This window comes from Halorussus litoreus, from assembly GCF_003382685.1.
GTDB lineage: Archaea > Halobacteriota > Halobacteria > Halobacteriales > Haladaptataceae > Halorussus > Halorussus litoreus.
In genome coordinates, this window is the sequence record NZ_KZ859508.1 from 13,982 (window position 1) to 40,913 (window position 26,932).

Below are 26,932 nucleotides of genomic sequence, written 5' to 3' on the forward strand. Positions count from 1 at the left end.
CTGACTTCCCTCCAAGTTTCGGCTGGTGAATCTAGCGGCATCCCTGGCGTCTGCGGGAGCGGAGCGACCGCAGGCTCGGAAGAGCGTGCTCTTCCCGCGGACTGAAAGGGCGAGGGCGTTCGCGTTCTACTTGGTCGTCTCAGCGTGGCCCTATGCGGCGCGCGCAGAACTGCGCGCGCCGCATATCCCGCTGAGCGACCGTCACGCGAGCGGTGCGCGGCGCAACGCGCCGCGATGTGCGAGCGGCGGAGCCGCGAGCCAAGCGAGCGTGACCTCGGAAGTCGCAGCCCGCGCAGGCCGAAGGCCGAGCAGGACCGTCTTCCGGTGGCGAACGCCCGAGGGCTTTCGAAGATGTCTCGCCGGAATCAACTGCGTAACTGACCACTACCCTCGTGCGAGAACCGGAGATACAAACCCCTCCCGCCCGCAGTGGCGAGTATGGACCTCGCCGAACTCGTCAGCCGGTACGACGACCGCCTGCGAACCGACGACTTCGCCGATTTGGACGCCAGCGCGAACGGCCTGCAGGTCGGCCCCGACGGCAGCGGGGGCGACCCGGATACCTCCGAGGTCGACACCGTCGCGTTCGCGGTCGACGCCGCCGAGCAGACCGTCGAGGCCGCGGCCGACCGCGGTGCCGACCTGCTGGTGACCCACCACGGCGTCTCGTGGGGTGGCATCGAGCGCGTGACCGGCCGGCAGTACGGCCGCATCGCGCCGCTGATCGAGCACGACGTGGCGCTGTACGTCTCCCACCTGCCGCTCGACGCTCACCCGGAGTTGGGCAACGCCGCGGGGCTGGCGGACCTCCTCGGCCTCGAAGACCGCGAACCCTTCGGCGAGCTGGGTCCCGAGCACATCGGCCAGTGCGGCCGCGCGCCCGAGCCCGTGCCGACCGACCGCGTGCGCGAGACGCTCGAATCTGAACTCGACCACTTCGGTCAGGGCGTCCGCGTGCTCGACTTCGGCCCGGAGGAACTGGAGGACATCGCGGTCCTCACCGGCAGCGGCGCGGACTGGCTCGACGAGGCGGTCCGGACAGACGTGGACGCCCTCGTGACCGGCGAGGGCAAGGGGAAGGTGTACCACGAGGCCCGAGAGGCCGGGCTGACTGTCATTCTCGCAGGACACTACGCCACCGAGACGTTCGGCGTGCGGTCGTTGCAGACGCTCGCGGAGGAGTGGGGACTGGAGACGACGTATATCGACGCGCCGACCGGGCTCTGAGCGACGGCGGAACACGCCGCAGGATTCCATCATGCCCGAACTCCGCGACACCTACCACGCCGCGCTCCAGCACGGCCACGTCACGCCCGACGAACTCGTCCCGAACGACCGCGTCGAGTACGTTCTGGACGGTCGGCTCTTCCGATTCGCCGATGCCGGTCAGTCGATAGATGCCGTCTTCGCTCCCGACGACGAGCATTCGCGGACAGTTCGGAGAGTGGGCGGGTAGGTGTTCGCTGGAGCCAGTTTTGTAGCGGTGTTGTTATTTCCTCTCGGCGCGATGCGGAACGACGGCCATCGCCCGTTTCGGAAAAGGGAACTATTAAAAAGCCTCCGGCGAATCTTGAATCACGTGTCCGTCGGGTTTCAACAACCCCGGAGGTTGCCGGAGCAACGGTCACGCGACGGTTCTCGACGGACACGGGCCGCGGCCAACCGGCCCCGACAGCCGACCCTCGGGTGCGGCTAATTGAACCGCCGCTGGCGCTCGACCGCCGTCACGCGGGCCCCCGCGGTAGTTGGCAGCACCGTTTTTGAGAGATCCGGCAAGAACGGCCCTGATTATCACTCGTGATACGAGTACCGAGACTTATCTCGATTGCGTACATATCCGCGCCCGGGAAAAACCATCATGGGAGGACAACGGCCGTTCGCGGAGCGAGTCAAAGGGAGCTACGCAGTCAAGCTCGCGGTCGCGCTGCTTTCCGTCGTTGCACTCACGGTCGCAGTCGGAGTAGTGGTGCAGGCCCAGACCGCCGAGCAACTGCGAACCGACGTACAGGAGGAGTTGACCACCCTGTCGGAGTCGCGCGCCGAGAGCCTCGACACCTGGTCGACGAGCGTAAAGTCCCAGGCGCGGATGACCTCGACCCATCCGTACGTCCAGGACGCCGACACCGACCGCTTTCGGGACTACGCGCGCGGACTGGTAGACGACGGCACGGTCCCGGAGGGCGTCGCCGCCGTCCACTACTACGACGCCGACGAGCAGGAGATCATCGCGAGTTCGGACGCTCGGATGGAGGGAGTCGACCCCGCTGAGCAAGGGGCGGCGTTCGCCGAGGACCCGCCGTCGTTCGACGGCGCGAGCGACGTGTACGTCTCCGAGCCGTTCGAGGTGCCGGTCGTGGAGTTCCCGGTCGTCGCGGTGATCTCGCCGGTTCCCGACCAGCCGAATAAGCAGATCATCTACATGGTGAACATCGAGAAGCGCACCCAGTCGTTCACTCAGGGGATGACCGGCGGGAAGACCGTGGTCCTCGACTCGGAGGGTCGGTACATCGCACACCCCAACGCCAGCAAACTGCTGACCGAACACCACGGCGGCGCGGACGCTCCCGCCGTCCGGCGGGGCCTCGCGGGCGAGTCCGGATTCATGGAGATGGACGGCGGGACGTTGATGGGGTACGCGCCGATGGAGACGACCGACTGGGTGGTCGTCGTCCACGTGCCGAAGAGCGAGGCGTACGCGCTCGGCACGACCGTCACCTCCAACATTCTCGGCCTCATCCTGATCGCGGTCGTCAGCCTCGCGCTGGTCGGTGTGACCGTCGGTAGCAACACGCTCATCTCGCTACGCCAACTCTCGGCGAAGGCCGACGCGATGGGCGACGGCGATCTCGACGTGAACCTCGAGACGGGCCGAAGCGACGAGTTCGGCACGCTGTACGGGTCGTTCGCCCGGATGCGCGACTCGCTGCGCGAGCAGATCTCGGAGGCCCGGACCGCCCGCGAGGAGGCGGAAGCCGCACGCGAGGAGACCGAAGACGCCCGACGGGAGGCCGAGACTCGCCGGGAGGAGGCCGAAGCCCTCTCGGACCACCTCGAAACCAAGGCGACCCACTACGAGGAGGTCATGAACGAGGTCGCCGACGGCGATCTCACCCTCCGGGTCGACCCCGAGAGCCGGAGCGAGGCGATGGTCGCCATCGGCGAGTCGCTCAACGAGATGCTCGTGGACATCGAGCGCACCGTGGCGAACGTCAAGCGGTTCTCGGCGCACGTCTCCAACGCGGTCGGCGAGGTCGAGGGGAGCGCCCAGACGGTGATGGAGACCGGCGAGGAGGTCAACGACTCCGTCTCGGAGATATCGGACGGCGCGGCCCGCCAGACCGACCGGCTCGGCGAGGTGGCCGACGAGATGAACACCCTGTCGTCCAGCGCCGAGGAGATCGCGGCCACCGTCGGCGACGTGGCCGCGACCTCCGAGCAGGCGGCCGCGGCCGGCGAACTCGGCCGGGAGGCCGCCGAGGAGGCGCTCTCCGAGATGGACGCCATCGAGGCGGTCACCGAGCGGACCGCGGCCCAGATCGAGGAACTCGACGAGGAGATGGCGGCGATCAGCGAGATCGTCGAGGTCATCACCGACATCGCCGAGCAGACGAACATGCTCGCGCTCAACGCGTCCATCGAAGCCGCTCGAACCGACGGCGACGGCGACGGGTTCGCGGTCGTCGCCGACGAGGTGAAAGCGCTCGCCGAGAAGACCAAGGACGAGGCGGCCGAGATCGAGGGCCGCATCGACGACGTTCAGTCCAAGACGTCCGAATCGGTCGAGGGGATGGCCGAGACGAGCGAACGGATCAGCGCCGGTGTCGACACCGTCGAGGGAGCCATCGACGCCCTCGAAGAGATCGCCGAGTACGCCGAGGAGACCGACGCGAGCATTCAGGAGATACAGGCGGCGACCGAATCGCAGGCGGAGTCCGCGAGCACCGTGGTCGAGATGGTAGACGAAGTCGCCGCCATCAGCGAGGAGACGACCAGTCAGGCCGAGTCCGTCTCCGAGGCCGCGGACGAGCAGACCCGGACCCTCGCCTCGGTCCGGGAGGACGCCGACGACCTCGCCGAGCGAGCCGCCGAACTGTCGCGCCTGCTCGACGACTTCCGCGTCGCGCAGGGCGCCGGGCCGATGGACGACTCCGACTTCGAGGCCGCGGAGGTGACCGACGCGTGATGGACCTCACGTCGCTGTGGTTCACGCTGGGAACGCTCGGCATGGCTGTCGGCACCGCGTTCCCCCTCTGGCGGCTACTCGCCGAGGGCCGCTACGCCAAATACTACGCAGTCCTCGCGACGATCACCGGGGTCGCGACGGTCGCGTACCTCTCGATGGCACTCGGAGTGGGCGAGATCGAAGTCGGTGGCGCGTCGCTGTTCCTGCCGCGGTACCTCGACTGGCTGATCACGACGCCACTGCTGGTGTTGTACCTCGGCATGCTCTGTCGGCCCGAACGGCGGGTGTACCTCGCGCTGGTGGTCGTCGATGTGGTCATCATCGCCTCGGGCGTGGTCGCGGGGGTCCTCCCGGGAGAGTACGGCTACGCCGCGTATCTGGTCGGCTGCGTGGCCTACGTCGGACTCCTTTACCTCCTGCTGTCGGTGCTGCCACGACAGTCCACGCTCCAGGGCGACCGGATGGACGCCGTGTTCACCAAGCTGCGGAACCTGACCGTCGTCCTCTGGACGCTGTACCCCGTGGTATGGCTGCTCGGGCCGCTCGGCGTCGGACTGCTCCAGTCCGGCACCGAGATCATGGTCGTCACGTATCTCGATCTCATCAGCAAGGTCGGATTCGTCACAATGGCGGTCAACGGCGCTGACGCCCTCGACGTCGTCACCGGCGACGACCGTTCGCTCGACGCGCCCGGCGGGGTATCGGTCTCGGACTAAGTCCTCCTGCGTCGGGTCTTCCATTATCGCGGTAGATCCCCGTTATCGCGCCAAGTCGTCCCGTACCGTGGCGTTCAAATCGCTGGGACGACCACGATGACACGTGACCGACGACGCCCACGACCCCCCGTGAGGAGTTCGACCACGACCCCATCGCGCACGCCGAGGTCCGGAGCGGCACGACGGTCGGCGAGTTGGCCGACTCGTACGGCGATGCGGGCATCGGCGCGCCAGACCTTCACGAGGCCGTGGACGTGTACCACGAGATGCTGGGCCGCGAGGACGTGACCAATTTCTTCGGTCTTATGAGCGCGATGGTGGTCGGCGGCGTGCCAAAGAACTACGTGCTCCAGACGATGCTGGTCGCTCCGGAGGCGTACGACTACGCGGTCCAGCTGACGATGGACCCGCCTCTAGACCGGCGGGCTCTCGGGCGCGACGCTCGACGAGGCGCGCTCGTGGAACAAGCTTGAGAAGGCCGCCCGGAACGCGACTGTGTACGCCGACACGATACTCACGCTGCCGCTGATCGTGGCGGCCGCGCGTGAGCGAATCACGAACTGAATCACTCGAAGACAACGGATTCCGGGTTCAGAACCGGGTTGGTTCAGACGGGGGATTCGGATGGATAACGACCGCTCGCCCCGAAAACGGCGGAAAATATTTTGTCGGTGGCGTGTCCGCGAAGGGACATGGGCGAAACCGACGACTCGGAGCCGGTGGTCGCCGTCGCTCGACGGTATCTGGAGACTCATCCCGGACTGCCTGCCGGAGAACTCGAGGACGAGCTCAGACGGGAACGGGCCGGGGTCGAGCAGAAGCTCCGGTCGTCGGCGTCGGACGATCCGCTTCGCGAGGTGTTGCAGACGGAGATCGACGAGATCGACGCGGAGTTACGCGAACTAGAGGACAGCCACGAGGGCACGACGAGGCTGTTCCTGCAGATGCTCGCGGAGAACTTCGTCGCGAAAGACGAGTGGACGCAGCCGCTCGTGCTACGGGCCATCAACAAGGCGCTGTTCGAGAGGTCCCGTACCAAAGTCGTCGTCGAGCGAGTCGTCGTGAAACCCGGGTCCGAGCTCGAACCGGGGGAGGTCGAGACGGCGTCCGCGGCCATCCGGCGTCGCGCCGAGGCCGAACTAGCGGAACTGGAGTAGGAGCTGCGGGATCTTTTTGCACCGCACTGTCGACGGCCGTCGGGAAACCGTCTTGAGGGGGGAGTTCGTCGAGCCGGCAAGGAGCCGCCAACAGTGTCAGATTCCCGCCAGCTCTCGCCCGACACGGACCCCGAGGACTCGCCGACGGTTCGCGCGCTCGCCCACGCGGGGACTCACGAGGAGCTGATCCTCGGCTCGCGGGCGTACTGCCGGGAGGCCGCCCGCGAGTACGACATCGACGTGGCGTTCTCGCCGGTCGACTGGGAGGTCTCCACGCGGGCCAAGCGCCGCGCCGCCGCGGTCAAGCGCCCCAAACTCTCGACCGCCGAGGTCGGCGAGCCGATGGACTGGCAGCGCGCGGCCGACCGACTCGGCCGTCCGGTCGAGGACCTCCGGACCTGCACGCTCTCGCTGACGTGGGACGCCTACCAGTCGTTCGACGTGGGCGAGTGGACCTCGACGCTGCGCCACGAACTCGTCCACGTCGAGCAGTTCCAGCGCTACGGGACGACCGACCACGGCCCGGCGTTCCGCGAGCGCGCGGCGGCGGTCGACGCCACGGTCCGGTGTCCGCCGTTCGCCGACCCGAAGTACGTGCTGACCTGCGCCGAGTGCGGCAACGTGGTCGGGCGGCGCTACCGGGACTGCAAGCTGGTCCGCGAGCACGACCAGTACCACTCCTCGTGCTGCGGTGCCGACGTGGCGTGTTCGGAGGAGCGCGAGTGACTTATCGTAGAAGCAGTCGGGCAGTCGAAGAGGATTGAACAAAGACCATTCTAACCCCCTGCCGTATCACTCCACCCGGCGCGTGCGAGCAACGCGCGCGAGGGATGAGCAACGCAGGCCGGAGGCCGAGTAGCGCAAGCGGCTGGGGAGGTCTGAGGCTCCCGGTCGCGGTGCAGTTGCGGTGTGGTTTCTCCGAAGTCAAGCAACGGCGGCGCGGTAGTCGCAGTTGCGGAGGCGGTTGCGGTGCTGTTGCTGTGACAGTACGGCACGACGACCACTTCCCACTGACTTGAGCAGAATCCGACTTCCAACAACTACGATTCCGGGTCGACGACCCGAACCGACTCCGCGACGAACTCCTCGCCGGTCCAGCGCCACGCCCCGAGCGAGATGCCGTTTTCACCGTCCGCCAGCGAGACGATGACGTACGACCGACCGGGCCACGCCGCCTGCGCCGCGTCGGTCGCGCTCGGCTGCGCCGGACCGTGCGGATGGGAGTGGTAGAACCCCACTACTTCGCGGTCCTCGCTCTCGACCTCCTCCATCAGGTCGAGCTGCTCGCGCGGGTCGATCTCGTAGCGCGTCCGGGGACTGTCGGCCACGTTCTCGGCCGGATAGCGGGCCGTCACGCGGTGGTCGGTCGACTCGTGATCGGAGTCGCTGGCCGATTCGTCTTCGGAGTCCTCAGCTGAATCGCTCTCGTTCCCACGTGTTCCCGCGAGTATTCCACAGATCTCTTCAGGTGTGCCTTGTCGGGCGTGGGCCACCATCGCGTCGTGAATGGACTCAGGGATCACGATTTCCGGCACGGATTCGACTCCTGGTTCGCGTTCCGTCGGGATAAGTGGTGGTTTCGGTCGTCTCGCGGCGTGTCGTGTTCGTGACCGCACCGCAACCGCGACCGCTCCGCAACCGCGACCGCCTCTATCGCTTGAGCCACGGCGTACCGCAACCGCTCCGCAACCGCGGACCGCAACTCGTGATTGAGCCTCGGCGTGGCCGCGACCGCACAGCACCGCAACAGCACGGACCTCAGACCTCCCCAGCCTCCTGCGGTCCTCGGCCTCCGGCCTGCGGTCCTCGTCCCTCGCGCGGTTTGGCGCGCCACGGAGGGCGCGCCCGCACGCGCCGGGTGGGAGGAGGACCCAGCGTGTGGTGGAATGGCCGTCAGTCCTAACCCAAGACTATCTGAGCCCGCCCGTTTCCGAGGCTCACGAAGCGACCGAGACGGACCGAAAATAGACGAAAAACCCGCGCTCAGGACGGGAGCGGACAGAGACTCGCGGTCAGCACCACCGTCTCGTGGGTGTCGTTGCGCGCGCCGTGGACGACCCCGCGCTCGTGGAGCACCACGCCCGGCGCGTCCACGGCCGCCTCGTCGTCGCCCTGTATCACGGTCACGGTGCCCTCGACGACGTGGAAGACGTTCGTCGAGTCGGCGTGGTCGTGGGCCGACAGTTCCGCGCCGGGGCCCAGCGCGAACGCCTTCACCAGCACGTCGTCGGTCACGGCCAGTTCCGCGTCGACGACCTCGCCCTCGTCGGGGTCGAGGTCCGGATAGCGGTCGAGTCCCATGTGCGGTCGCACGCGGCGAAACCTCTTAAAATCCGTCGCGTTCGGTGCGTCGCGTTCGGTGCGTCGCGTTCGATGCGTCGCGTTCGATGCGTCGCGTTCGCTCGGCAGAGCACGATTTGGCTCGGAGAGCAGTGTGCCCGGAAGTCCTGTTCGGCCGGGAATCCCGACCGGCCGACCGCGCCGAGAAAAGCGGCGCGGTCGGGTGCAGACGGGACGTGTGACGTGTGGCGGTCGGTGCTGTCCGAATTCTCGGTGAGCGACGGCGACGCCAGCGAGCGGCCCGCGCTCGCGTGGCGGAAACCGGGCCGATTGCGGGATCGGCCCGGTCGGGTGCGTTCGTCGTCGTTCGTCGCGCCGGGATGTGCGGTTGCGGTCGGACGCACTGTCGGGAGCGGGGCGACAGCGCGCTGGTCGGAACGACCGCAGTCGTCGGTAGGAAGGCCACCCACTTCAACCGGGGCGACCTTCCAGACGGTTCACCTCGGTTCACCCGCTGGATGAACTGGCGTGAACGATTCAACGCCGCCGATGTGGAACCGGCACCGGCGGAGCTGTCGGCTCAAGCACGGGATGAACACGCCGCTGAAGAGCGAACGAGTCGTTGGACCTGCCGGCGCTACGTCCGGTGCTCGCCGACGAACCCCGTCGAGAAGGCGACCCACGCCAGCACGCTCACGAACAGGATTGGCGGCAGGATGGCGAACCCCCAGAGCGGGTCGACGCCCCACAAGAGCAGCAACACCACGTCGGCGAGCCCGAGCCCGAGGAACGGCAGGACGGCCAGCATGGCCCGCTTGCGGTCGCGCGACTCGGAGGGGAAGCGCTCTTCCATACGGGAGCTACGGGGTCGGACCGACAAAAAGCGTCCGTTCGATGCCGCCGAGGCCTCGGTTCCGGGTCCGCGTTCCGGTCAGGCCGTCAGTTCCTCTGCCACCGCGTCGGCCGACAAGAGCTGCGGGTCCACGATGAGGTCGGCCTGCCGGCGCGCGAAGTCCGGCAGGTCGTCCTCCGCGTACACGACGACGCGAAGGTCGTCGTTGAGGTCCTTCGCGATGGGGATGGTCGTGGCATCCTCGCCCGCGGTGAGCACCAGCACGTCCGCGTCCACGACGCCGGCCTCCTCCAGCGCGGGCCGGGTGCCGATGTCTTCGATCCGCGTCACTTCCACGCCCTCCGCGTCGAGGGCGTCGCCCAGTTCGCCTGCGTCCGGTCCGACGACGATTGCCTTCATGGAATCACTCGGGGTGGGTCCGTTCGCTCGTTCGTTCTCGGTCGGTCGTCGCTCGTATTCGATTGACGCTCGCGCTCACTCGTACTCGATGGTCGCAGGCGGCTTGTGGGTCACGTCGTACAGCACCCGTGCGACGTTCTCGTTCTCGCCCGTGATGCGGCTCTGGATGCGCTGAAGGGTGTCCCAGTCGACGTTCTGCGCGCGGGCAGTCATCCCGTCGCGGCTCTCCACGGAGCGGACCGCGACCACCCAGCCGTGGACCCGGTTGTCGCCCTTCACGCCGGTCGCCTTGCCGAGGACCGCCGCGAGCGCCTGCCACGGGTCGTGGTCCGCCAGCTCCTCCTCGACCACGTGGTTCGACTCGCGGGCGACCTCCAGCTTCTCCTCGGTGACCTCGCCGACGATGCGCACGGCGAGTCCCGGCCCGGGGAACGGCATGCGCTCGGAGATGATCTCCTCGAGATCGAGTTCTCGGGCGACCTCCCGGACCTCGTCCTTGTAGAGGTTCCGCATGGGCTCGACGATGCCCTCGAAGTCGACGACCTCCGGCAGCCCACCGACGTTGTGGTGGGACTTGATGGTGCCCTCGCTCTCGATGCGGTCGGGGTAGATGGTCCCCTGGACGAGGTAGTCCGCGCCCACGTCCTCGGCGACCGTCTCGAACTCCCGGATGAACTGCTCGCCGATGGCGTGGCGCTTCTCCTCGGGGTCGGTGACGCCCGCGAGCTCGTCGAGGAAGCGGTCTTTCGCGTCGACGATACGGAGGCTGTCCATGTACGAGAACGTCTCGCGGATCTCGTCGGTCTCGCCCTTCCGCATCAGCCCGGTGTCGACGTAGACGGGCGTGAGCTGGTCGCCCACGGCCTCGTAGGCCAGCGCGGCCGCGGTCGAGGAGTCGACCCCGCCCGACAGCGCGATGACCGCCTGCTTGTCGCCGATCTCCTCGCTGATCTCTTCGATGGCCTCCGCGACGAAGGATTCGGGGTCGACCATCAGGCCTCCACCTCCTCGGGCGCGTCGGCATCGGAATTGGCGGTCGGTTGGTCCAACACCGCGTCGAGCAGTCCGACGAACGGCGGGCTCGCGCGGGTCGGCCGCGACCGGAACTCGGGGTGGAACTGGGTGCCGACGAAGTACGGGTGGCCGTCCAGTTCGAGGATCTCCATCCGGTTGCCCGACTGGCCCGAGAACACGAGGTCGGTATCCTCGAAGTCGTCGAAGTACTCCGGATTCACCTCGTAGCGGTGGCGGTGGCGCTCCGTGCAGGAGGTCCCGCCGTACACCTCCGCCGCGAGGGTGTCCGGTTCGATGGCGGTCTCGTGGGCCCCCAGTCGCATGGTCCCGCCGAGGTCTTCGAGGTCGTACTGCTCGGGAAGCAGGTCGATGACCGGGTGGGGCGTGTTCTCGTCGATCTCCGCGGAGTGTGCGCCCTCCAGTTCGAGCACGTTCCGCGCGAACTCCACGACCGCGAGCTGGAAGCCGAGACAGAGGCCGAGGTACGGCACGTCGTTCTCGCGGGCGTACCGGATGGCCTCTATCTTTCCGGCGGTCCCGCGCGAGCCGAACCCGCCGGGGACGACGACCGCGTCCGCAGATCGCAGACGCTCCTCGTGGTCGGCGTCCATCTCCTCGGAGTCGACCCAGAGCACGTTCACGTCGAGGTTCTTCTCCAGTCCGGCGTGCTTCAACGCCTCGTTGACCGAGATGTAGGCGTCCTCGAGGTCGTACTTGCCGACGAGCGCGACGTCGACCTCGCCGTGGGTCTCCTGGGTGACGAGGTTTCGCCACTCGTTGTCTCGGTCGGTCTCGGGCAGGGCTTCGTCGGCGAGGTCGAGCCGCTCCATCACGTACTCGTCGAGGCCCTCCTCCTCGACCATCAGCGGGACGTGGTAGATGTCCTCGACGTCGGAGTTCGAGAAGACGGCGTCGGTGGGCACGTCGCAGAACAGCGCGATCTTCTCCCGCGTGGAGGGGTCGAGCTTGTCCTCACAGCGCCCGACCAGAATGTCGGGCTGGAGGCCGATGCTCCGGAGTTCCTTCACGGAGTGCTGGGTCGGCTTGGTCTTCTGCTCGCCGTTCTTCGAGTAGGGGACCAGCGTGACGTGGGTGAGCAGGAAGTCCTCCTCGTCCTGCTCGTGGGCGAACTGCCGGAGCGCTTCGAGGTACGGCATCCCCTCGATGTCGCCGACGGTGCCACCGACCTCGACGAGACAGACGTCGTGGCCCTCGGCGGCCTCGCGGATGCGCCGCTTGATGTCGTCGGTGATGTGCGGGATGATCTGGACGGTCTTGCCGAGGTAGTCGCCCGCGCGCTCCTTCTCGATCACGTGCTGGTACGTCTTCCCCGTGGTGACGTTGTGGTCGAATGTCATGTCCACGTCGAGGAACCGCTCGTAGTTCCCCAGGTCGAGGTCGACCTCGCCGCCGTCCTTGAGGACGTACACCTCGCCGTGCTGGAACGGGTTCATCGTCCCTGCGTCCACGTTGAGGTACGGGTCGATCTTGACCGCGGTCACGTCGAACCCGGCGTTGGCGAGCAGTCGGCCGGTCGAGGCGGCCGTGATGCCCTTGCCGAGTCCCGACATGACGCCCCCGGTGACGAATATGAACTTGTTCCCGAGAGAAGGATCGTAGTCGGTTTCGGGTTCGGTCGGCATACCGACTGTCGGCGGCCGGGATTCAAAACGATTTCGGAGCGCGGGGGTGAGCGTGGAACGGTAGCACGCGGCGTCGGCGTGCTCGTGGTGATGCGCATCGTTGGAGGCGTGACGTTCCTCTCAATTCGTCGTCTTTTTGTCCGCGCCGTGGCTGTTGCGTATCAATGAATCGCCGAGAAGCGTTGCGGACAGGCTCGCTCGCCGTATTCGGGGGGGCTCTCGCCGGGTGTTCGGCCTCCCCGCTGACCGGTTCAGAGAGTGAATCCGACTCGGAGCAGGTCCCGATTCGGCTCACCGCGCTCGACGTGCTCAACCGTCGCGACACGGACCACACCTTCCACCTCGCGGTCGAGTACGAGAGCGAGGTCATCACCGCGGTCTCCCGGGAGATATCCGGGGCGACCAACTCCTCGAAGCCGACGGGCGTGGAGTTCGCCGACTGGCCCGACGAACTCGGCCGCTACGAGTTCTCGTTCCGACTCGATTCGGACGACGCCGACTGGATTCGTGTTGAGCCGATGGATGTTGAACCGGACTCGGAGAAAGCGGACTGCTATCGGATGGTGTTCGTTATCGACCTGCCCGGCGACGTGTTCGCGTACTCTCGGAAATACTGCGGCGAGTGACGGGTGGTCGTCGACGATATCCGAGGTCGAGATGCCTCGATTGCAGACGACGGAGAACGCGGGTCGAAACGTGGCCATGACTTTTACCGCCGGCACGAAATAATGCGGTATGGCTGGAATCGAACACCAAGCGTGGGTGCGAAATCTCGGCGTGGAGGACGACTATGACCGACTCGAACGCGCGTGATCGACTCGCGGAGAAGCACCAGAAGAACCGCCAGCAGCGCGTCGAAGCGGTCAAGCGCTGGGTGAGATACGTCAAGAAGAATCCGCCCGAGAAGTGGGGAGAGCAGCAGAACAGGGTTATCGACTCCCAGCTACGAGCCGCACGCGAGTCGAACGTCTCCGCCGAGCAGTATCGGAGAGTCGAGCGGGCGGGCGAGGTCCGCGAGCACGAGCGCACTGCCGAAGGTGAACGCAACACCGAAGACGAACGCGATACCGGGCCTGAGCGTACTACCGAAGACGGACCGTAGGTTTCGCTACTTCTCTGAAAGCCGCTCGACCAGAAACTCGCTCGCGGCGTCCGCGACCTTCCCGTGCTGGCCGACGAAGAAGTGGTCGGCGCTCATCTCGACCGTCTCGTGACCGAGTTCGCGGGCGCGCTCGACCATCGGCTTCCAGTCGGCGGTGTCGTCGCGCGTGCCGTAGATGACCTGCACCGGCGCGTCGATGTCGCCCAGCGCGGCCGCGGCGTCGAGGTCGTCGGCCAGTCGCGAGGCGGGCGCGAGCAGCGAGGCGACGGCTGGCTGGCGGTCCACCGTCGCGCCCGCGAGGACGGCTATCGCCCCGCCGAAGCTGAAGCCAAAGACGCCCACGCGGTCGTACCGGTCCTCGGCCCACCGCAGCGCGTTCCGGGCGTCCTCGCGCTCGCCGTACCCCTCGTCCCAGTCGCCGTAGTCGAACCGGAGGCAGGCGACTCCTTTCGCAGTCAGGGCCTCGCTCACGGCTGTGAGTCGCTGGTCGCCGCGGTGGCCGCGGTGCTGCGGGTGGGGCGGGCAGGCGACCACCACGGCATTGGGGGCGGTTTCTTCGGGACTGTCCAGCGTCGCGCGCACGTCGCGACCGCCGGGGATGGGCAGGTCCTCGGAGTTCATGCGAGTTCCTTGTGCGAGTGTTCGGATAAGGGTTGTACTCGTGATTCGGGACTATTCGGCATCGTCGAATTTTCCGAAGCTGTAGGTGTTGGAGCTTCAGAGTCCAGAGTGACGGATCCCGGAGGCACCGTGTTTTCGAAAGCCCCCGCCCGCTCGCGGTCGCTGAGCGACATATCCTCCGCTCACTTCGTTCGCTTCGGATAGAGGTCGCTCAGACGACCACGTAAACGCCGGAAGACAACCCGCGTCTTCCGAGGTCACACTCGCTTCGCTCGCATGACCGCGAGCGTGCGGCCCCTTTCAGTCCCACCCCGTGGTTTGTCTCGTGGAGCGTTCGCTCGTGGTTTGTGGGGCTGAGCGCTTGCCTGTGGTCTGTTCGGCAGGGCGTTTGCAGTGGTTTGATTGGCCGAGCGTTCGCTCGTGGTTTGGTCGGCCGAGCGTTCGCGCGGTGATCGGTCGAACGACCGCGAGTGATCGGCCGCCGCGCGAGCGTGCGACGAATTGTCTGACGACTGTTGTAGAGGTGAGGATTTTAAGGTCCGGGTCCCGAAGGACGGGGTATGGGAGTACTCTCACGCCTGTCGTACGTCGTGCGGTCGAAGCTGAACGCCGTGTTGAACCGGGCCGAAGACCCCTCCGAGACTCTCGACTACTCCTACGAGCAGATGCGCGACGAGCTCCAGGAGGTCAAGCAGGGCATCGCCGACCTGACGACCCAGAAGAAGCGCCTCGAGATGCAGAAGCGCAACCTTGAGGAGAACGTCGAGAAGCACAACGAGCAGGCCAGACAGGCCGTCAATCAGGACCGCGAGGACCTCGCGCGGCGCGCGCTAGAGAAGAAGAAGACCAAGATGAACCAGATCGAGGAGTTGGAGGGCCAGATCGCCAGCCTCCAGAACACGCAGGACGACCTCGTCGACAAGAAGAACCAGCTCCAGAACCGCATCGAGGAGTTCAAGACCAAGAAGGAGTCGATGAAGGCGCGCTACGAGGCCGCCGAGGCCCAGAGCCGCGTCTCCGAGGCGATGACCGGCGCTGGCGACGAGATGGAGGACGTGGGCCGGGCGATCGAGCGCGCGGAGGACCGCACCGAGGACATGGAGGCCCGCGCCGAGGCGATGGACGAACTCCAGGAGTCGGGCGCGTTCGAGGACGCCCTCTCGGACAAGGACAGCCTCGACCGCGAACTCGAAGAGGTCCGCAGTTCGGGCGAGGTCAACGCCGAACTCGAGACCCTGAAGAACGAGATGGGGAAGGGCTCGTCGGGCAGTTCGACCGCCGACGCTGACGCCGGAAGCGACACCGAAGCCGAGGTGGAGGCCGAACTCGACGCCGACGCGGACGTGGAGTCGGAACTCGCCGACCCCGAGGTCGAGCAGGAACTCGAAGAGCTCCGCGACGAGGAAGACTCCTAATCCTCGCCCGAGCCGATTTCTGCGGCTTCGTCGGCGTCAGTCCGCCGCCTGCTCACCGCCAGTCCGCCGTCAACCTTCCGTGCTGACGCCCGGCCCGGTCTGTATCTGGACGCCCGGCAGCCGTTCGGCGGTCAGCCCGCGGAACTCGCCCGGACAGTCCACCACGCCGTTGACGATGTACGCCGTGCCGAGTCCGACCGGCGTCGCCTGCTCGTCGACGTAGATGGTCTCGATCTCGACCAGCCTGTTGGCCCGCACGGTCGGGGTTCCCCGGGTAGTGCCGAATCCGAGGTCGCCGACTGCGTTCTCCCAGTCGACGACGATGCCCTCCCAGATGGTGAGGTTCTCGGTCGGCCAGTTCGAGAACCCGCAGCCGCCGACCTCGCTCACGTCCGGGTCGTCGTCTGTCCGGTCGGTCAGCAGGAGTATCTTGCGCACTGGCCCGCTCTCGAGACGCTCGGGATACGGGAGCGCGATTCGGCGGGTGTAGCGCGCCCGCTCCGGTTCGTCCTGTGCGGTCGCGTCTGGGCCCTTCCCGGACGCCCCGACGCCCGTTGCAACCATTCCCGCGACTCCGAACGCTGCTACTGTTCCGCGCTTCAGAAGAGTTCGTCTGTTTAGGTTCGTGTCTGATTGGTCGCTCATCGTCTCCCCGTTCCCAACCGGACGCCGACCTCCGTAATCGTTGTCGCCGAACGCCGGATTCGTTGTCGCCGAACGCCGGAAATCTTCCGACCGGCGTTCTCCGTCGGTCGGCCGCTCCGGTTGAGGCCACCTGTCGGCCGCCGACTCCGGCAGGAATTAGTGGCTCACGCCCGTCAGTTCCGGCCATGAGCGATACCCCCCCGACGCTGGTCTTCGACGACGACTGTGGCTTCTGCACGTGGTGGGCCGACTTCTTCGAGGAGCGCTCGGACCTCCGCATAGTCGGGTTCTCGGAGCTGACGCCCGAACTGCGCGAGCGCCTGCCCGACGATTACGAGGAGTGCTCGCACCTGCTGGCCGACGGCGAGGTCTACTCCTGCGGCCAGTCGCTGGAGCAGGCGTTCGTCCGGTCGGACCTGGGCGAGGAGTTCCGGCCCGTGGTCGGCTTCCTTCGGAACTTCAAGGAGTACGAGGACGTTCGCGAGGGCGTGTACCGGTGGGTCGCACAGAACCGCGGCGATCTGGGGTTCGTGATGTCGAAGACGCCGCGGGCGCGTCGGAAGTCCGGGAACGAGAAGTAGTGAACCGGCGTTCTACTGTCCTTTTGGCTCGGCCCTGACACGCTTTTGAGGTCGACGGCGTGAGGAGACGGAACGAGTCGGGCTTGTCGCTCAGTCGTCGGTCGCCGACTCGCGCCAGCGGTCGCCCGCGGCCTCGACCTGCTCGACGCCGAGGTCGGCCATCCGGCGCTGGAGCGCGTCGAGCGTCTCGACCCCGATGCGGAGTTCGCGAGTACCTGACTCGGACCCCGACTCCAACTCCGGCCTCGACCCTGCCCCAGTCCCAGGCCCAGTCTCGCGCGAGACGGTCACCGCGTCACCGTCGCGGACGACGTCGTAGTCGTCGACCCGGGCGGACTCGAACTCGCCGTCGAACAGCGCGAGCGCGTGTCGCAGGCAGAACAGCACCTCCGCGGGGACGACCTCGTCGCTTTCGGAGAGCGCGGCCGCGAGTCGCCCGAGACCGTCGCCCTCGGCCGCGTCGAGTACGTCCGACTCGAACGCGACGCTTCGCCGTCTTCCGACCGCGCGACACGCCTCGCTGCAGAACAGCCCTTCGTCGTCGGGCAGATCCGACACCGGCTCGCGCACCGCCGCGGCGCAGACGTCGCAACGGCCCTCGACGAACGTTCGACCGTCGTCCGTCCGGATGCCGGCCGCGTCGAGCGCCTCGTCCCACGAGCCGAACCGGTTGTAGTAGGTCATCCCGGCGTAGGGGCCACAGTCGTCCATGTCGGCGCGGCGCGGGCGGCGGCCGAGTCGGGTCGCCATCTGGCGGAGTTCGCGCACGAGTTCGCGGGTCGGGATGGCGTCCCGGCGCGAGCGCCGCGGTTCGAGCCCGGCGGCGTCGAGCGCGCAGTTCCACGAGCCGAACCGGTCGAGGTACGTGGTCACGGCGTACTCGCCGTCCTCTCGTATCTCCGCGACCGTGGGCGGACGCCCCCGCTCCTCGGCGACGCGGTGCACGTCGGCGACGAGCTTCGCGGTGGGGATGCGGCGCTTGCCGCCGCCTGTCACCCGTCGGTCCAGATCGAGGTCCGCGGCCACGAGCGCGGCCTCCCACGAGCCGAACCGGCGGCGGTACGTCTTCGGGCTGTGCTCGCCGAGTTCCGACATCTCGGTCTCGGTCGGTGGGCGTCCGAGTGCGCTCGCGAGGCGGTCGAGCTCCGCGACAAGGTCGTTGTCGCTCACCTGCCGGCGCGACGGTAATGGGTACGACTCGGACACGCCCGCGCGGTCGAGCGCGGCCGCCCACGAGTCGTATCGCCGGAAGTACGTCGCCGCGCTGTAGCGACCGCGCTCGTCGAACTCCTCGGAGGTGGGACACCGCCCCACCTCTTCGGTCACGCGCCGGAGTTCCGAGAGGAGTTCGGCCTCCGGGATGCCGGTCGCGTGCTCGCGGGTGTCGAGACCCGCCTCCGCCAGCGCGTCGGTCCACGAGCCGAACCGGTCGGCGTAGGTCGAGGGGGCGCGCGGACCGTCCGTGCGCATCTGCGCCCGGGTCGGCGTCTCGCCCAGCTCGTCGGCGAACGCCAGCAGGTCCTCGAGCAGTTCGTCGTCGGTGTACGTCACGCCGCCCGCGTCGACCGGGACGCCGGCGGCCTCCTTCGCGTCGGTCCACGAGCCGAACCGCGACTGGTACGTGCTCGGCGAGAACGCGCCGCGCTCGTCCGCGTCGGCCATGCTCGGACTCCCGTCGACCTCCTCGGCGACTCGCCGGAGGTCGGCCAGCAGCGCCTCGTCGGGAATCCGGTTGCCCGAGCGCCCGCTGCCGGCCGAATCGTCGTTTTCGGCACTTCCGCTGCTCTCCGACATGCTACCGGCCTCGCGGATGAGTCGACCGGTTCGCGCGGACGAACGCCCTATACACCACCGATTGGCACGACACTGTTATGTGTCGCATTTAGATAACGTCCGGGTATATTTGTACCGGTCGGAATCACGTATCCGAGGATAAAAGAAGGAATTTTCGAAGATATTTTACTATGGGGCCAGTTTTCCAAAAATATTTGGCTCCGCATTCTTTCTCGCCACGCTTGGTTCGGAAGAACCGGCCGGCGTCAGGCCGGGGCGGACCGACCACAGCAGTTCGGCGGAACGGGCCGACTTCGGGTCGACGACCGACTCGGGCCAGCCGCGTCAGCTGTACTCGCGCCAGCGATAGCCACACTCCTGACACTTGAAGAATCGCGTCGGCGGCTCGTCGGCGGCACCGGTCTGCTTGATGGTGTACCACGCCGTGCCGTGCCCGCACTCGTCGCAGACCACGTCGTCGTCGGTGGGCTTGCCCTCGAAGTTGGCGTCCTCGGAGGTCTCGATCACGTCGGACTCGCCCTGCTCCTCGGTGGTGACGAACTCCGCGGCCTTGTCCTCGTCCTTGGCGTCGGTGTGCTGGCAGTCGTCGTTCGAGCAGATCATCTTCGATCCCATAGACTTCATCATGGAGCCACACTCGTCGCAGAATTGCATGCCCGGGCGTAATCGGCGGTCGCTGATAAGCGCCACGCTCCGCGGGAATCGGCCGCTGGACGGCTGTTTCCGCAGCTCGGCCACTACTCCCGCAGCTCGGCCACTACTCCCGCAGCTCGGCCACGCGCTCGCCGAGCTCGTCGGGGGTCGCCGCCGGTTCGGAGCGCTCGCCCGCCGAGACGACGGTCGCGGTGCCGGGATCGTGCGAATCCTCATCGTCGCCGCCGCGCAGTCGCTCGACGTTCGGGATCACGACTTTCTCGTGGTCGGCGACCCGGAGCGCGGCCCGGTGGAGGTCCGACCCGGCGTCGTCGGCGACCTCGACCACGAGCGGGTCCCGGGAGAGTCGCGCCGCCGCGGTGGCGTAGGCCGCGACCTGCACGCCGAAGCGGTCGGCGGCGTCCGCGAACGCCGCGACGGCTCCTTCGGCGGCCTCCCGGTAGCGGTCGTCGCCGGTCAGGATCGCGAGGTCGACCAACGCGTCGGCCATCTCGGCGTTGTGGTCGATAGGCCGGAGTGACCTGTCGAGCAGTCCGGGGCCCTCGCGCGGCCCGTCCACGAACGCGCCGGGAGTCGTTCCATCGTCGTCCCTCTCCCGGAGTTCGTCGAGCGCGAAGTCCGCGACCTCGCGGGCGACGTCGAGGTAGCGCTCGACCTCGCCCGTCGCTGCCCCGTCGTCGGAGGGTTCCCCGCTTCCGAGCACCTGCCGGGCGGTCGTGAGCGCCGACAGGAGGTGAGCGTGGTCGGCGAGCAGGCCGGACTCGCTCTCGGGCGCGTCGAAGTGCCGGACGCGGCCGTCCGCGACCAGTTCGGAGAGCACGTAGTCCAGCGCGCGCTCGGCGTACGTCCGGGCGCGCTCGTCGTCGGTGTACGCGTGGAACGCGAGCAGGGCCTCCGCGACCGCGGCGTTGGCGTCGGCGAAGGCTGTCGGGTCGACCGCTGGCGGGTCGGCGGCCTCGCGGTCGCTCGGGTCGAGCCCGTAGTAGGCGCTCACGTCGGGGTCGTCCTCGCTCGCGCCGGGGGACTGGCTTCCAGCAAACCCCTCCCCGTTCCACAGCGCCGTGGTCAGATACTCGACCGTGCGCTCGGCCGGGTCGCGGTAGGACTCGTCGCCGGTGTAGAGGTAGGCGTTCGCGAACGCCCGGACGAGCGCGGCGTTCGTCGCGGCCAGTTTCTCGTGGTGGACCCCGCTCCAGTCGCGGCTCTCGGCGAACCGGAAGAAGCCGCCGTCGTAGTCGTCGTAGAGGTTCCGCCGGACGGCTTCGAGCGTGGCCAGCGCCTGCTCGCGCTCGCGCTTCAGTGCGAACTCGACGGTGCGGGGCAGGGGGAACTTCTCGCTGTCGCCCCACCCGCCGAACTGGTCGTCGAACTTGTCGTCCAGTTGGCCGGCGACGAGTCGCTCGATCTCCGGCGAGAGCTCGCCCGCGGGCGGGTCTTCCCGGAGATTTCGCGGGATCTGGGCGGCGTCGCGGCCCTTGTGCGTCCAGAGGTCGCGCACCCGCTGGACGACCTGCCGCATCCCGTCGACGCCGAGGTACGTCGCGCCGGTCAGAAGTTCGCCCTCGGGTGTGAGGAACACGGTCGAGGGGAACCCGCCGACGTTGTACCGCTCGCGGACTCGCGGCTGGCGGTCCACGTCGACTCGGATGGGGACGAACGAGTCGTTGACGTTCGCGGCCACCATCGGGTTGCTGTACGCCTCGCGGTCCATCTCGTGACACCAGGCGCACCACGTGGCCGACAGCGACAGCAGAATCGGCGTGTCGGTCTCCTGGGCCTCGGCGAAGGCGTCTGCGCCCCACTCGCGCCACTCGACCTTGGTCTCCTCGGCGCTCGAATTCATCTTGGTCGAAGTTGGTCGCGGCTCCGGATGGGTCTTGCTATGTGGGCGTCGCTGGCTGGTATCCGGGTGTTCCTGACGTTCGGTTCTGCTTCGAGGTCGTTCAGTGATTGGGGTGCGACCACTGTTTTATTTTAGATTCGGTGCGCGCGCGAGCAGTGCGCGGCGCGAAGCGTGCCGGGGCGATAAACCACTATTCGCTGTAGGAAACACCAGGCCAGCACGCGACGCGGGAGTCCGGTCGATAGCAACCGACCACAGCCTCTCGACCCCCGAACTCACCACCGGTAGCGGGACGCTTACAATCCCGCGCCGCCAAGCGTGAATCGTGAACCAGGAGCGGCTCATGTTCGGGCTGGCGGCCGTGCTCGCGGGCATCGCTACCCTCGAGTTCGTGCTGGCGTTCGTCTACACGCCCGCGCTGTTCGCAGTCGCCGTCCCGTTCGCCGCGGCGGCCTACCTCGTCTGGTACCACGCCAGCGGGCGACTCCGCGACCGCGTCGAGGAGGGCCGCGCGGGGGCCTACGGCAGGCCGGGGTCGGGGCCAAACCAGCGCACCGGCCCGCAGGCCGAATCCCAGCGTGGCGGCTTCGGCGCTGGCCCGCGCGAGTCGTACTCCGGCCGGCGCGGCGGGTTCGGCACCCAGCAGGGCGGATTCGGCTCGGGCGGGGGCGGTCGAGCGGGCGCGAGAGGGCGCGCCAGCGCGACCGGCCGCGCTGGCGCGCGCGGCGTCGGCGACGACGGGCCGACGCCGCGCGAGGCCTACCGGGCGCTCGACCTCGACCCCGGTGCGGACGACGAGGCGGTCCGACAGGCGTACCGCGAGCGCGTCAAGTCCGTCCATCCCGACCGCGAGGATGGCGACGAGGAGGAGTTCAAGCGCGTGACCGAAGCGTACGAACTGCTACGGAATCGAAACTGAATCTATCGCGACCACCGACCGCCGGGACTGATTTTCCGGCCGTCACCAGTCGGGTTTATTACGGATGGCTCACAACACCTCGCTACCTTTCACCCCGCCATGTCAGCGAACCTCCGGCAGTGGTGCGTCGCCGCCCTCGCCGCGGTCGTACTCGCGGCTACCGTCGCGCCGTGGCTCGGGTCCGGCGCGGCGGCAGCTCAGTCGAGCGCTTCGTTCGAGAAGCGCGTGGTGTACGAACGGACCGGGGGCGTGGCGAACGTCACCGTGCAGGCCGACGCGCCCGCGACGGTCCACCTCGGCTCGCAGAACGACGCGTTCGTGCTCCGCGTGCGTGTCGGCAAGGGGACGACCCGGCTCCGGCTCAACACGTACAAGGCCGGGGAAGCGGGTCGATACTCCCTCTCGGAGATGGTCTGGGCCGCGAAGGGCAACGTCCGGAGCCGGACGCTGCTGAGCGACCCCATCGACGCGCCGCTGGACCCCGCTCAATACGATATGAACGTCTCGGTCGACGGCGTCGAGCAGGATCTGGCCACGCTTTGGGTTCAGGAGCCGACGACCGACGGCATCTCGGCCCGCATCGCGCCGCGCGCGACGAAGGTCGAGGAACTGGCCTCCGACGAGGACGTGACCGAGGCGACCATGTCGCCGTGGAACGACTCGGTTGCTCGCGACGACTGGCTGCTGTTGCACGTCGAAGCGACGGGCGTCAAGGGCTATCTCGGCGTCGCTGGAGAGATGGACGCCTCGCGGCTCGACCCCGACGACGGTATCATGGGGCTGAGGTTCGTCCAGACGAACCCGCCGATGAACGGGGAGGGCAACGAGTTCACGGGCGACGAGGTCGAGCGACTGTTCACCCACGCCGGCACCGATGGGTTCCACGTGGCGGTCGACACCGGTGAGCACGACGTCGACCCCGGCGACCGGTACCGCGTCTCGTTCGTCGTCCCGAAGAAGAGCCCGCTCGTGACCGCCGAACAGCGCGTCTCGACGGAGATCCGCGTGGTCGAGCGCCGGGTCGACCTGCGGCGCAACGGTCCCGGACAGACCATCGTGGTCGACGGCGCGACGACCATCTCCGGGACGACGACGCTCACGCCCGGCACGACCATCAACCTCACCGCGCGCGACCCGGGCATCACGCCCCTGTTCGAGCCCCGAACGGTCACGGTGGGCGGCGACCGGACGTTCTCGGCCTCGTTCGACTTCTCGGGGCTCGACCCCGGCCGGGAGTTCGAGTTCCGGCTCCGCGACCAGAATCGGGTGGTCCCCGCGGTGGTCGCGGGCGCGACGACCACGGAGCCGGCAACGACCGAGACGACCGCGCCGACGACGGAGACGACCACCGTGCCCCCGACGACCGCGACGCCGGACCCCACCACGACGGTTCCGCCGACCACTGCGACGCCGGAGCCGACGACGACCGACCCGCCGCCGACCACGACGACCGCCGAGGGGCTGACGCAGGCCGCGTTGAATCCCACCGACCGCGTCCACACCCAGCAGGCCGTGTCCGACGAGACGACCGAGGGCGGCGACGGTCCCGTCCCCGGGTTCGGCCCGGTCGCGACCGTGCTCGCGCTCGTGGCCGGGGCCCTGCTGGCGGTCCGGCGGCTATGAGACCGCAGAATAATCACTGGATTCGACGCAGGGGCCGACGTTTTATATATGACGACCGAGGATATGGATTCAAACACGTCCCCGCGGTGAGAGCATGAGTCAGGAGATGGATCGAGCCGAGTTCGGGCAGTTCGTGGCGGCCCTCTGGAAGCGGCAGGGCTGGCAGACCCAAATCAAGCGCGACGACGGCCGCATCTTCGTGGCGGTCCAACGCCCCGAAACCGGCGAGGAGGGGCTGCTATGGGCGGTCGCCGACGGCGAAATCGGCGGCCAGCAGGTCCAGCAGTTCCAGTCGCTGTGCGACGAGTACGGGGTCGGCGAGCGCGCCATCGTCACCGGCGGGGTCGTCTCCGACCACGCCGAGAAGGTCGCGAAGGGAACGGGTGTCGAACTGCTCGACGGCGAGGGGATCGAGACGGTCCTCGAGCGCAAGGGGCTGACCGACCTCGCGAAGCAGTACCGCGGCGGCGGTGGGGGAGGCGGCAGTGGGGGCAGTGGAAGCCGCGGGGGAGCAAGCGACGGCGACTCCGAGGGATCTGCACTCGCCCCGGTGAGGTCGATCCTCGGGCGCGCGTCCGGTCTCGTCTCGGGCGTCCCGGTCGTGGCCGTCGTAGTCGTGGTCGCGCTGCTTGGCGCTGGCGTGCTCTGGGGTCCACCCATCCCGTTCCTCGACGGGGGCGGCGACGGCCTCTCGGCGAACTCGACCGCGCCGGCTGATGCGAACGCCAGCCTCCACGTCACGTGGAACGCGAAGACGACCGACGCCATCGACCCGAACCGGTCGGACGGCACGGCGTACCTCGCGCCGGAGGGCGAGCAGTTCGTGCTGGTCAGGATGACCGTGAACAACACCGGGAACGGGACGGTGCCGCTGGAGCAGTCGGCGTTCCAGTTCCGGTCGAACGGCACGACCTACGCCAACGAGACGCTGGCCGACCACGACGTGTTCATCGGGTTCCCCATCGGGCCGGGCGAAACGTTCCCGGTCTGGACCGTGTTCGCGATTCCCGAGGGCGAGTCCGGGGAGTTGGTCTACGACCAGAACGCGACCGAGATGTCCGTGGCGGTGGAGTTCGAGCGCGACACGGCGCTGCCCGTGAACGAGACGGAGATGTAGAACTCGTCGGTTGCGTATCTGTCGGCCGTTCTTCCGACGGTTTGGGCTGCTCGTGCGCTGGCTTCGGCATTATTCCAATTCGGCCCGACTATTTCATTTGATTCGTCTCGACTACTTCAAACGTCGGCGCGCGCGAGTAACGCGCGCGAGGGACGAGCGAACGAAGTGAGCGAGGAGGCTGGGGAGGTGTGAGGCTGCGGCGACTCATATGTCTCGGCAGTAGCTAGCTACTGCTCAAACTAGTCGAAGGAATGAAGCCATGAAGCTAGCTACTGCTTGAGCATAGGCGTGTCCGCAACCGCACAGCACCGCCACCGCAACCGCAACAGCACGGGCCTCAGACCTCCCCAGCCTCCTGCGCTTCTCGGTCTCCACTTCGTTCCGACCTGCGATGCTCGTCCCTCGCACGGTTTGGCGCGACACGAGGCACCGGCAGACAACCCGCGTCTGCCGAGCAGTCGGTCGCTCCGCTCGCGGTTTCACCGCTCGCATTTCCGCGGCCGTCGGCCGCGCCCCGCTCCCGACAACCGCGCCCGCACGCGCCGAGGTGGAAAATCGAACCAGCGCGTACCGGTGGGAGGGAAGAACCAGCGCGCGCCGGGGTGGAACGGTCCATTCAGCGCGCGCCGAGTCGAAAGGAGAAACTAGCGCACACCAACAGTGTGCCATTCGCTAGCACGTCAAGGGGCGGCAACCTTTTCACGGCACCGCACTAATCCCGGGGTATGAGCCCTGACAGGGCCACGTTGCAGCGGGCCCTCGACCGCGGCGAACGGGAGGGCGGCAGCGTCGAGTTCAAAGAGCGACTCACGAGAGACCTCCACCTCGCGGACGGGCGAATGGAGAGTCTGGCGGCACAGCTCCGCCATCGGGTGCTTTCGGGCGACGGCGAGGCAACCTACGTCGTGGGCGTGACCGACGACGGCGGCATCGCCGGCATCGACCACGACGCCTTCTCCGAGTCGATGGACGTGCTCAGCCTGCTCGCCGAGGAGGCGGGCGCGCACATCGAGGACGTCCAGACGTGGGGCATCGAGGACGGTGCGGTGTCGACCGAGGGCGGCTCCGCCGAGGGGCTGGTCGGGGTCGCCACGGTCCGAGAGGGCGCGATGCTCGACACCGACGGCGAGCACATCGTGGTCGGGACCGCGGGCCACGTCGACCACGGCAAGTCCACGCTGGTCGGCTCGCTGGTGACCGGACAGGCCGACGACGGCGAGGGCGGCACCCGGTCGTACCTCGACGTCCAGCCACACGAGGTCGAGCGCGGCCTCTCGGCGGACCTCTCGTACGCGGTGTACGGCTTCGACGGCGAGGGGCCGGTCCGGATGGACAACCCCCACCGGAAGTCCGACCGGGCGCGGGTCGTCGAGGAGAGCGACCGGCTCGTCTCGTTCGTCGACACGGTGGGCCACGAGCCGTGGCTCCGGACGACCATCCGCGGGCTCGTGGGCCAGAAGCTCGATTACGGCCTGCTCACGGTTGCGGCCGATGACGGGCCGACCAAGACGACCCGCGAGCATCTGGGCGTCCTGCTCGCGACCGACCTGCCGACAATCGTCGCCATCACCAAGGCCGACGCGGTGAGCGCCGAGCGCGTCGCCGAGGTCGAGCGCGAGGTCGAGCGCCTGCTCCGGGACGCCGGCAAGACCCCGCTGCTGGTCGAGCGCCACGGCGTCGACGCCGCGGTCGAGGAGATCGACGAGAACGTCGTGCCGGTACTCGCCACCAGCGCGGTCGAGATGGAGGGCCTCGACGACCTCGACGAACTCTTCGAGCGGCTGCCCAAGACGACCGCGCAGGCCGGGCCGTTCCGGATGTACGTCGACCGGTCGTACTCGGTGACCGGCGTCGGCGCGGTCGCCTCGGGGACCATCATGTCCGGCGAAGTCGAGGCGGGCGACCAGCTTCTGCTCGGCCCGATGGCCGACGGCGCGTTCCGCGAGGTCGAAGTCCGGTCCATCGAGATGCACTACCACCGGGTCGATCAGGCGAAGGCTGGCCGCATCGTCGGCATCGCCCTGAAGGGCGTCCGGGAGGCCGACGTCGAGCGCGGGATGGTCCTGCTTCCCGCGGACGCCGACCCGGAGCCGGTCCGGGAGTTCGAGGCCGAGGTCGTCGTTCTGAACCACCCGACCCGTATCGGCGACGGTTACGAGCCGGTGGTCCACCTAGAAACCATCAGCGAGGCGGTGGAGTTCCACCCCCACGAGGGCCAACTCCTGCCCGGCGACTCGGGTACCACGACGGTCCGGTTCAAGTTCAAGCCGTACCTGATCGAGGAGGGCCAGCGCTTCGTGTTCCGCGAGGGCCAGAGCAAGGGCGTCGGCACCGTGACGGACGTGAATCCGTAACGACCGTGACGAACGCAGA

The 26,932-nt window shown here is 67.9% G+C and carries 25 protein-coding genes and 1 pseudogene; 15 read left to right on the forward strand and 11 right to left on the reverse strand.

What is annotated here, in order from left to right:
• The first annotated feature begins 438 nt into the window (after positions 1–438).
• The 7 genes and pseudogenes from DPQ64_RS03585 to DPQ64_RS03615 all read left to right on the forward strand — a co-directional run bounded on the left by DPQ64_RS03585 (position 439) and on the right by DPQ64_RS03615 (position 6,782).
• Positions 439–1,227 (forward strand): Nif3-like dinuclear metal center hexameric protein, encoded by a 789-nt coding sequence (locus tag DPQ64_RS03585; protein WP_115862994.1) that lies wholly within the window; start codon positions 439–441, stop codon positions 1,225–1,227.
• Positions 1,228–1,258: 31 nt separating this feature from the next.
• Entirely contained in the window at positions 1,259–1,456 is a 198-nt protein-coding gene (locus DPQ64_RS03590; RefSeq protein ID WP_115862995.1) for a hypothetical protein, read from the forward strand.
• A gap of 402 nt (positions 1,457–1,858) precedes the next feature.
• On the forward strand, positions 1,859–4,183 hold the full coding sequence (locus DPQ64_RS03595) for a methyl-accepting chemotaxis protein (RefSeq protein ID WP_115862996.1): 2,325 nt from the start codon (positions 1,859–1,861) through the stop codon (positions 4,181–4,183).
• Positions 4,183–4,899: a bacteriorhodopsin gene (locus tag DPQ64_RS03600; protein ID WP_115862997.1), complete on the forward strand. Its 717-nt coding sequence runs from the start codon at positions 4,183–4,185 to the stop codon at positions 4,897–4,899. Before DPQ64_RS03595 ends, DPQ64_RS03600 begins: the two co-directional genes overlap by 1 nt.
• A 152-nt stretch (positions 4,900–5,051) precedes the next feature.
• Positions 5,052–5,463, forward strand: a pseudogene (locus DPQ64_RS03605) (deoxyhypusine synthase family protein).
• Positions 5,464–5,591: 128 nt separating this feature from the next.
• Positions 5,592–6,056 carry a hypothetical protein gene (locus tag DPQ64_RS03610; RefSeq protein WP_115862998.1) on the forward strand — a complete coding sequence of 155 codons (465 nt, stop codon included), beginning with the start codon at positions 5,592–5,594 and terminating at the stop codon, positions 6,054–6,056.
• 183 nt (positions 6,057–6,239) lie between these two features.
• On the forward strand, positions 6,240–6,782 hold the full coding sequence (locus DPQ64_RS03615; protein WP_232820479.1) for a SprT-like domain-containing protein: 543 nt from the start codon (positions 6,240–6,242) through the stop codon (positions 6,780–6,782).
• 314 nt (positions 6,783–7,096) lie between these two features.
• Here the strand turns inward: DPQ64_RS03615 and DPQ64_RS03620 are convergent, their stop codons facing one another.
• The 6 genes from DPQ64_RS03620 to pyrG form a co-directional block, all read right to left on the reverse strand.
• On the reverse strand, positions 7,097–7,591 hold the full coding sequence (locus DPQ64_RS03620) for a desampylase (RefSeq protein WP_232820471.1): 495 nt from the start codon (positions 7,589–7,591) through the stop codon (positions 7,097–7,099).
• A 448-nt stretch (positions 7,592–8,039) separates the two neighbouring features.
• Positions 8,040–8,357, reverse strand: coding sequence for a cupin domain-containing protein (locus DPQ64_RS03625; RefSeq protein WP_115863000.1), 318 nt, complete (start codon positions 8,355–8,357; stop codon positions 8,040–8,042).
• Positions 8,358–8,973: 616 nt separating this feature from the next.
• Positions 8,974–9,189: a hypothetical protein gene (locus DPQ64_RS03630; RefSeq protein ID WP_115863001.1), complete on the reverse strand. Its 216-nt coding sequence runs from the start codon at positions 9,187–9,189 to the stop codon at positions 8,974–8,976.
• A 78-nt stretch (positions 9,190–9,267) separates the two neighbouring features.
• Positions 9,268–9,588 (reverse strand): DUF7126 family protein, encoded by a 321-nt coding sequence (locus DPQ64_RS03635; RefSeq protein WP_115863002.1) that lies wholly within the window; start codon positions 9,586–9,588, stop codon positions 9,268–9,270.
• Positions 9,589–9,663: 75 nt separating this feature from the next.
• Positions 9,664–10,581, reverse strand: a complete 918-nt coding sequence (gene guaA, locus DPQ64_RS03640; RefSeq protein WP_115863003.1) for a glutamine-hydrolyzing GMP synthase — start codon at positions 10,579–10,581, stop codon at positions 9,664–9,666.
• On the reverse strand, positions 10,581–12,245 hold the full coding sequence (pyrG, locus tag DPQ64_RS03645; protein WP_115863004.1) for a glutamine hydrolyzing CTP synthase: 1,665 nt from the start codon (positions 12,243–12,245) through the stop codon (positions 10,581–10,583). The genes guaA and pyrG overlap by 1 nt, the downstream gene beginning before the upstream one ends.
• Before the next feature lie 164 nt (positions 12,246–12,409).
• Here pyrG and DPQ64_RS03650 point away from each other — a divergent pair, with 164 nt between their 5' ends.
• Both DPQ64_RS03650 and DPQ64_RS03655 read left to right on the forward strand, forming a co-directional pair.
• The gene (locus DPQ64_RS03650; RefSeq protein WP_115863005.1) at positions 12,410–12,871 is read left to right on the forward strand and encodes a hypothetical protein; all 462 of its coding nucleotides are present in this window, start codon (positions 12,410–12,412) and stop codon (positions 12,869–12,871) included.
• A gap of 164 nt (positions 12,872–13,035) precedes the next feature.
• Positions 13,036–13,347 (forward strand): hypothetical protein, encoded by a 312-nt coding sequence (locus DPQ64_RS03655; protein WP_198661994.1) that lies wholly within the window; start codon positions 13,036–13,038, stop codon positions 13,345–13,347.
• Between the two features lie 6 nt (positions 13,348–13,353).
• Here DPQ64_RS03655 and DPQ64_RS03660 read toward each other — a convergent pair whose 3' ends face one another.
• Entirely contained in the window at positions 13,354–13,968 is a 615-nt protein-coding gene (locus tag DPQ64_RS03660) for an alpha/beta hydrolase (protein WP_115863006.1), read from the reverse strand.
• A 560-nt stretch (positions 13,969–14,528) separates the two neighbouring features.
• On the opposite strand from DPQ64_RS03660, the gene DPQ64_RS03665 reads away from it, so the two are divergent.
• Positions 14,529–15,383 (forward strand): PspA/IM30 family protein, encoded by an 855-nt coding sequence (locus tag DPQ64_RS03665; protein ID WP_115863007.1) that lies wholly within the window; start codon positions 14,529–14,531, stop codon positions 15,381–15,383.
• A gap of 69 nt (positions 15,384–15,452) precedes the next feature.
• Here DPQ64_RS03665 and DPQ64_RS03670 read toward each other — a convergent pair whose 3' ends face one another.
• Positions 15,453–15,947, reverse strand: a complete 495-nt coding sequence (locus DPQ64_RS03670; RefSeq protein ID WP_115863008.1) for a hypothetical protein — start codon at positions 15,945–15,947, stop codon at positions 15,453–15,455.
• Between the two features lie 266 nt (positions 15,948–16,213).
• On the opposite strand from DPQ64_RS03670, the gene DPQ64_RS03675 reads away from it, so the two are divergent.
• Positions 16,214–16,609, forward strand: coding sequence for a DCC1-like thiol-disulfide oxidoreductase family protein (locus tag DPQ64_RS03675; RefSeq protein ID WP_115863009.1), 396 nt, complete (start codon positions 16,214–16,216; stop codon positions 16,607–16,609).
• A 90-nt stretch (positions 16,610–16,699) separates the two neighbouring features.
• On the opposite strand, the gene DPQ64_RS03680 is transcribed toward DPQ64_RS03675, so the two are convergent.
• From DPQ64_RS03680 to DPQ64_RS03690, 3 genes are all read right to left on the reverse strand, one after another.
• Positions 16,700–18,403, reverse strand: coding sequence for a homing endonuclease associated repeat-containing protein (locus tag DPQ64_RS03680; protein ID WP_115863010.1), 1,704 nt, complete (start codon positions 18,401–18,403; stop codon positions 16,700–16,702).
• Between the two features lie 324 nt (positions 18,404–18,727).
• Positions 18,728–19,057 carry a transcription factor S gene (locus DPQ64_RS03685; RefSeq protein ID WP_115863011.1) on the reverse strand — a complete coding sequence of 110 codons (330 nt, stop codon included), beginning with the start codon at positions 19,055–19,057 and terminating at the stop codon, positions 18,728–18,730.
• Between the two features lie 103 nt (positions 19,058–19,160).
• The gene (locus DPQ64_RS03690; protein ID WP_115863012.1) at positions 19,161–20,900 is read right to left on the reverse strand and encodes a DUF255 domain-containing protein; all 1,740 of its coding nucleotides are present in this window, start codon (positions 20,898–20,900) and stop codon (positions 19,161–19,163) included.
• Positions 20,901–21,225: 325 nt separating this feature from the next.
• Between DPQ64_RS03690 and DPQ64_RS03695 the strand changes: the two genes are divergently transcribed.
• The 4 genes from DPQ64_RS03695 to DPQ64_RS03710 all read left to right on the forward strand — a co-directional run bounded on the left by DPQ64_RS03695 (position 21,226) and on the right by DPQ64_RS03710 (position 26,913).
• Complete coding sequence (locus DPQ64_RS03695; protein WP_232820472.1) at positions 21,226–21,819, forward strand: J domain-containing protein; 594 nt, start codon at positions 21,226–21,228, stop codon at positions 21,817–21,819.
• 99 nt (positions 21,820–21,918) lie between these two features.
• Positions 21,919–23,442 carry a BGTF surface domain-containing protein gene (locus tag DPQ64_RS03700; protein ID WP_115863013.1) on the forward strand — a complete coding sequence of 508 codons (1,524 nt, stop codon included), beginning with the start codon at positions 21,919–21,921 and terminating at the stop codon, positions 23,440–23,442.
• A gap of 94 nt (positions 23,443–23,536) precedes the next feature.
• Positions 23,537–24,559, forward strand: coding sequence for a restriction endonuclease (locus DPQ64_RS03705; RefSeq protein ID WP_115863014.1), 1,023 nt, complete (start codon positions 23,537–23,539; stop codon positions 24,557–24,559).
• A gap of 725 nt (positions 24,560–25,284) precedes the next feature.
• Positions 25,285–26,913, forward strand: a complete 1,629-nt coding sequence (locus DPQ64_RS03710) for a GTPBP1 family GTP-binding protein (RefSeq protein ID WP_115863015.1) — start codon at positions 25,285–25,287, stop codon at positions 26,911–26,913.
• Positions 26,914–26,932: the final 19 nt, after the last annotated feature.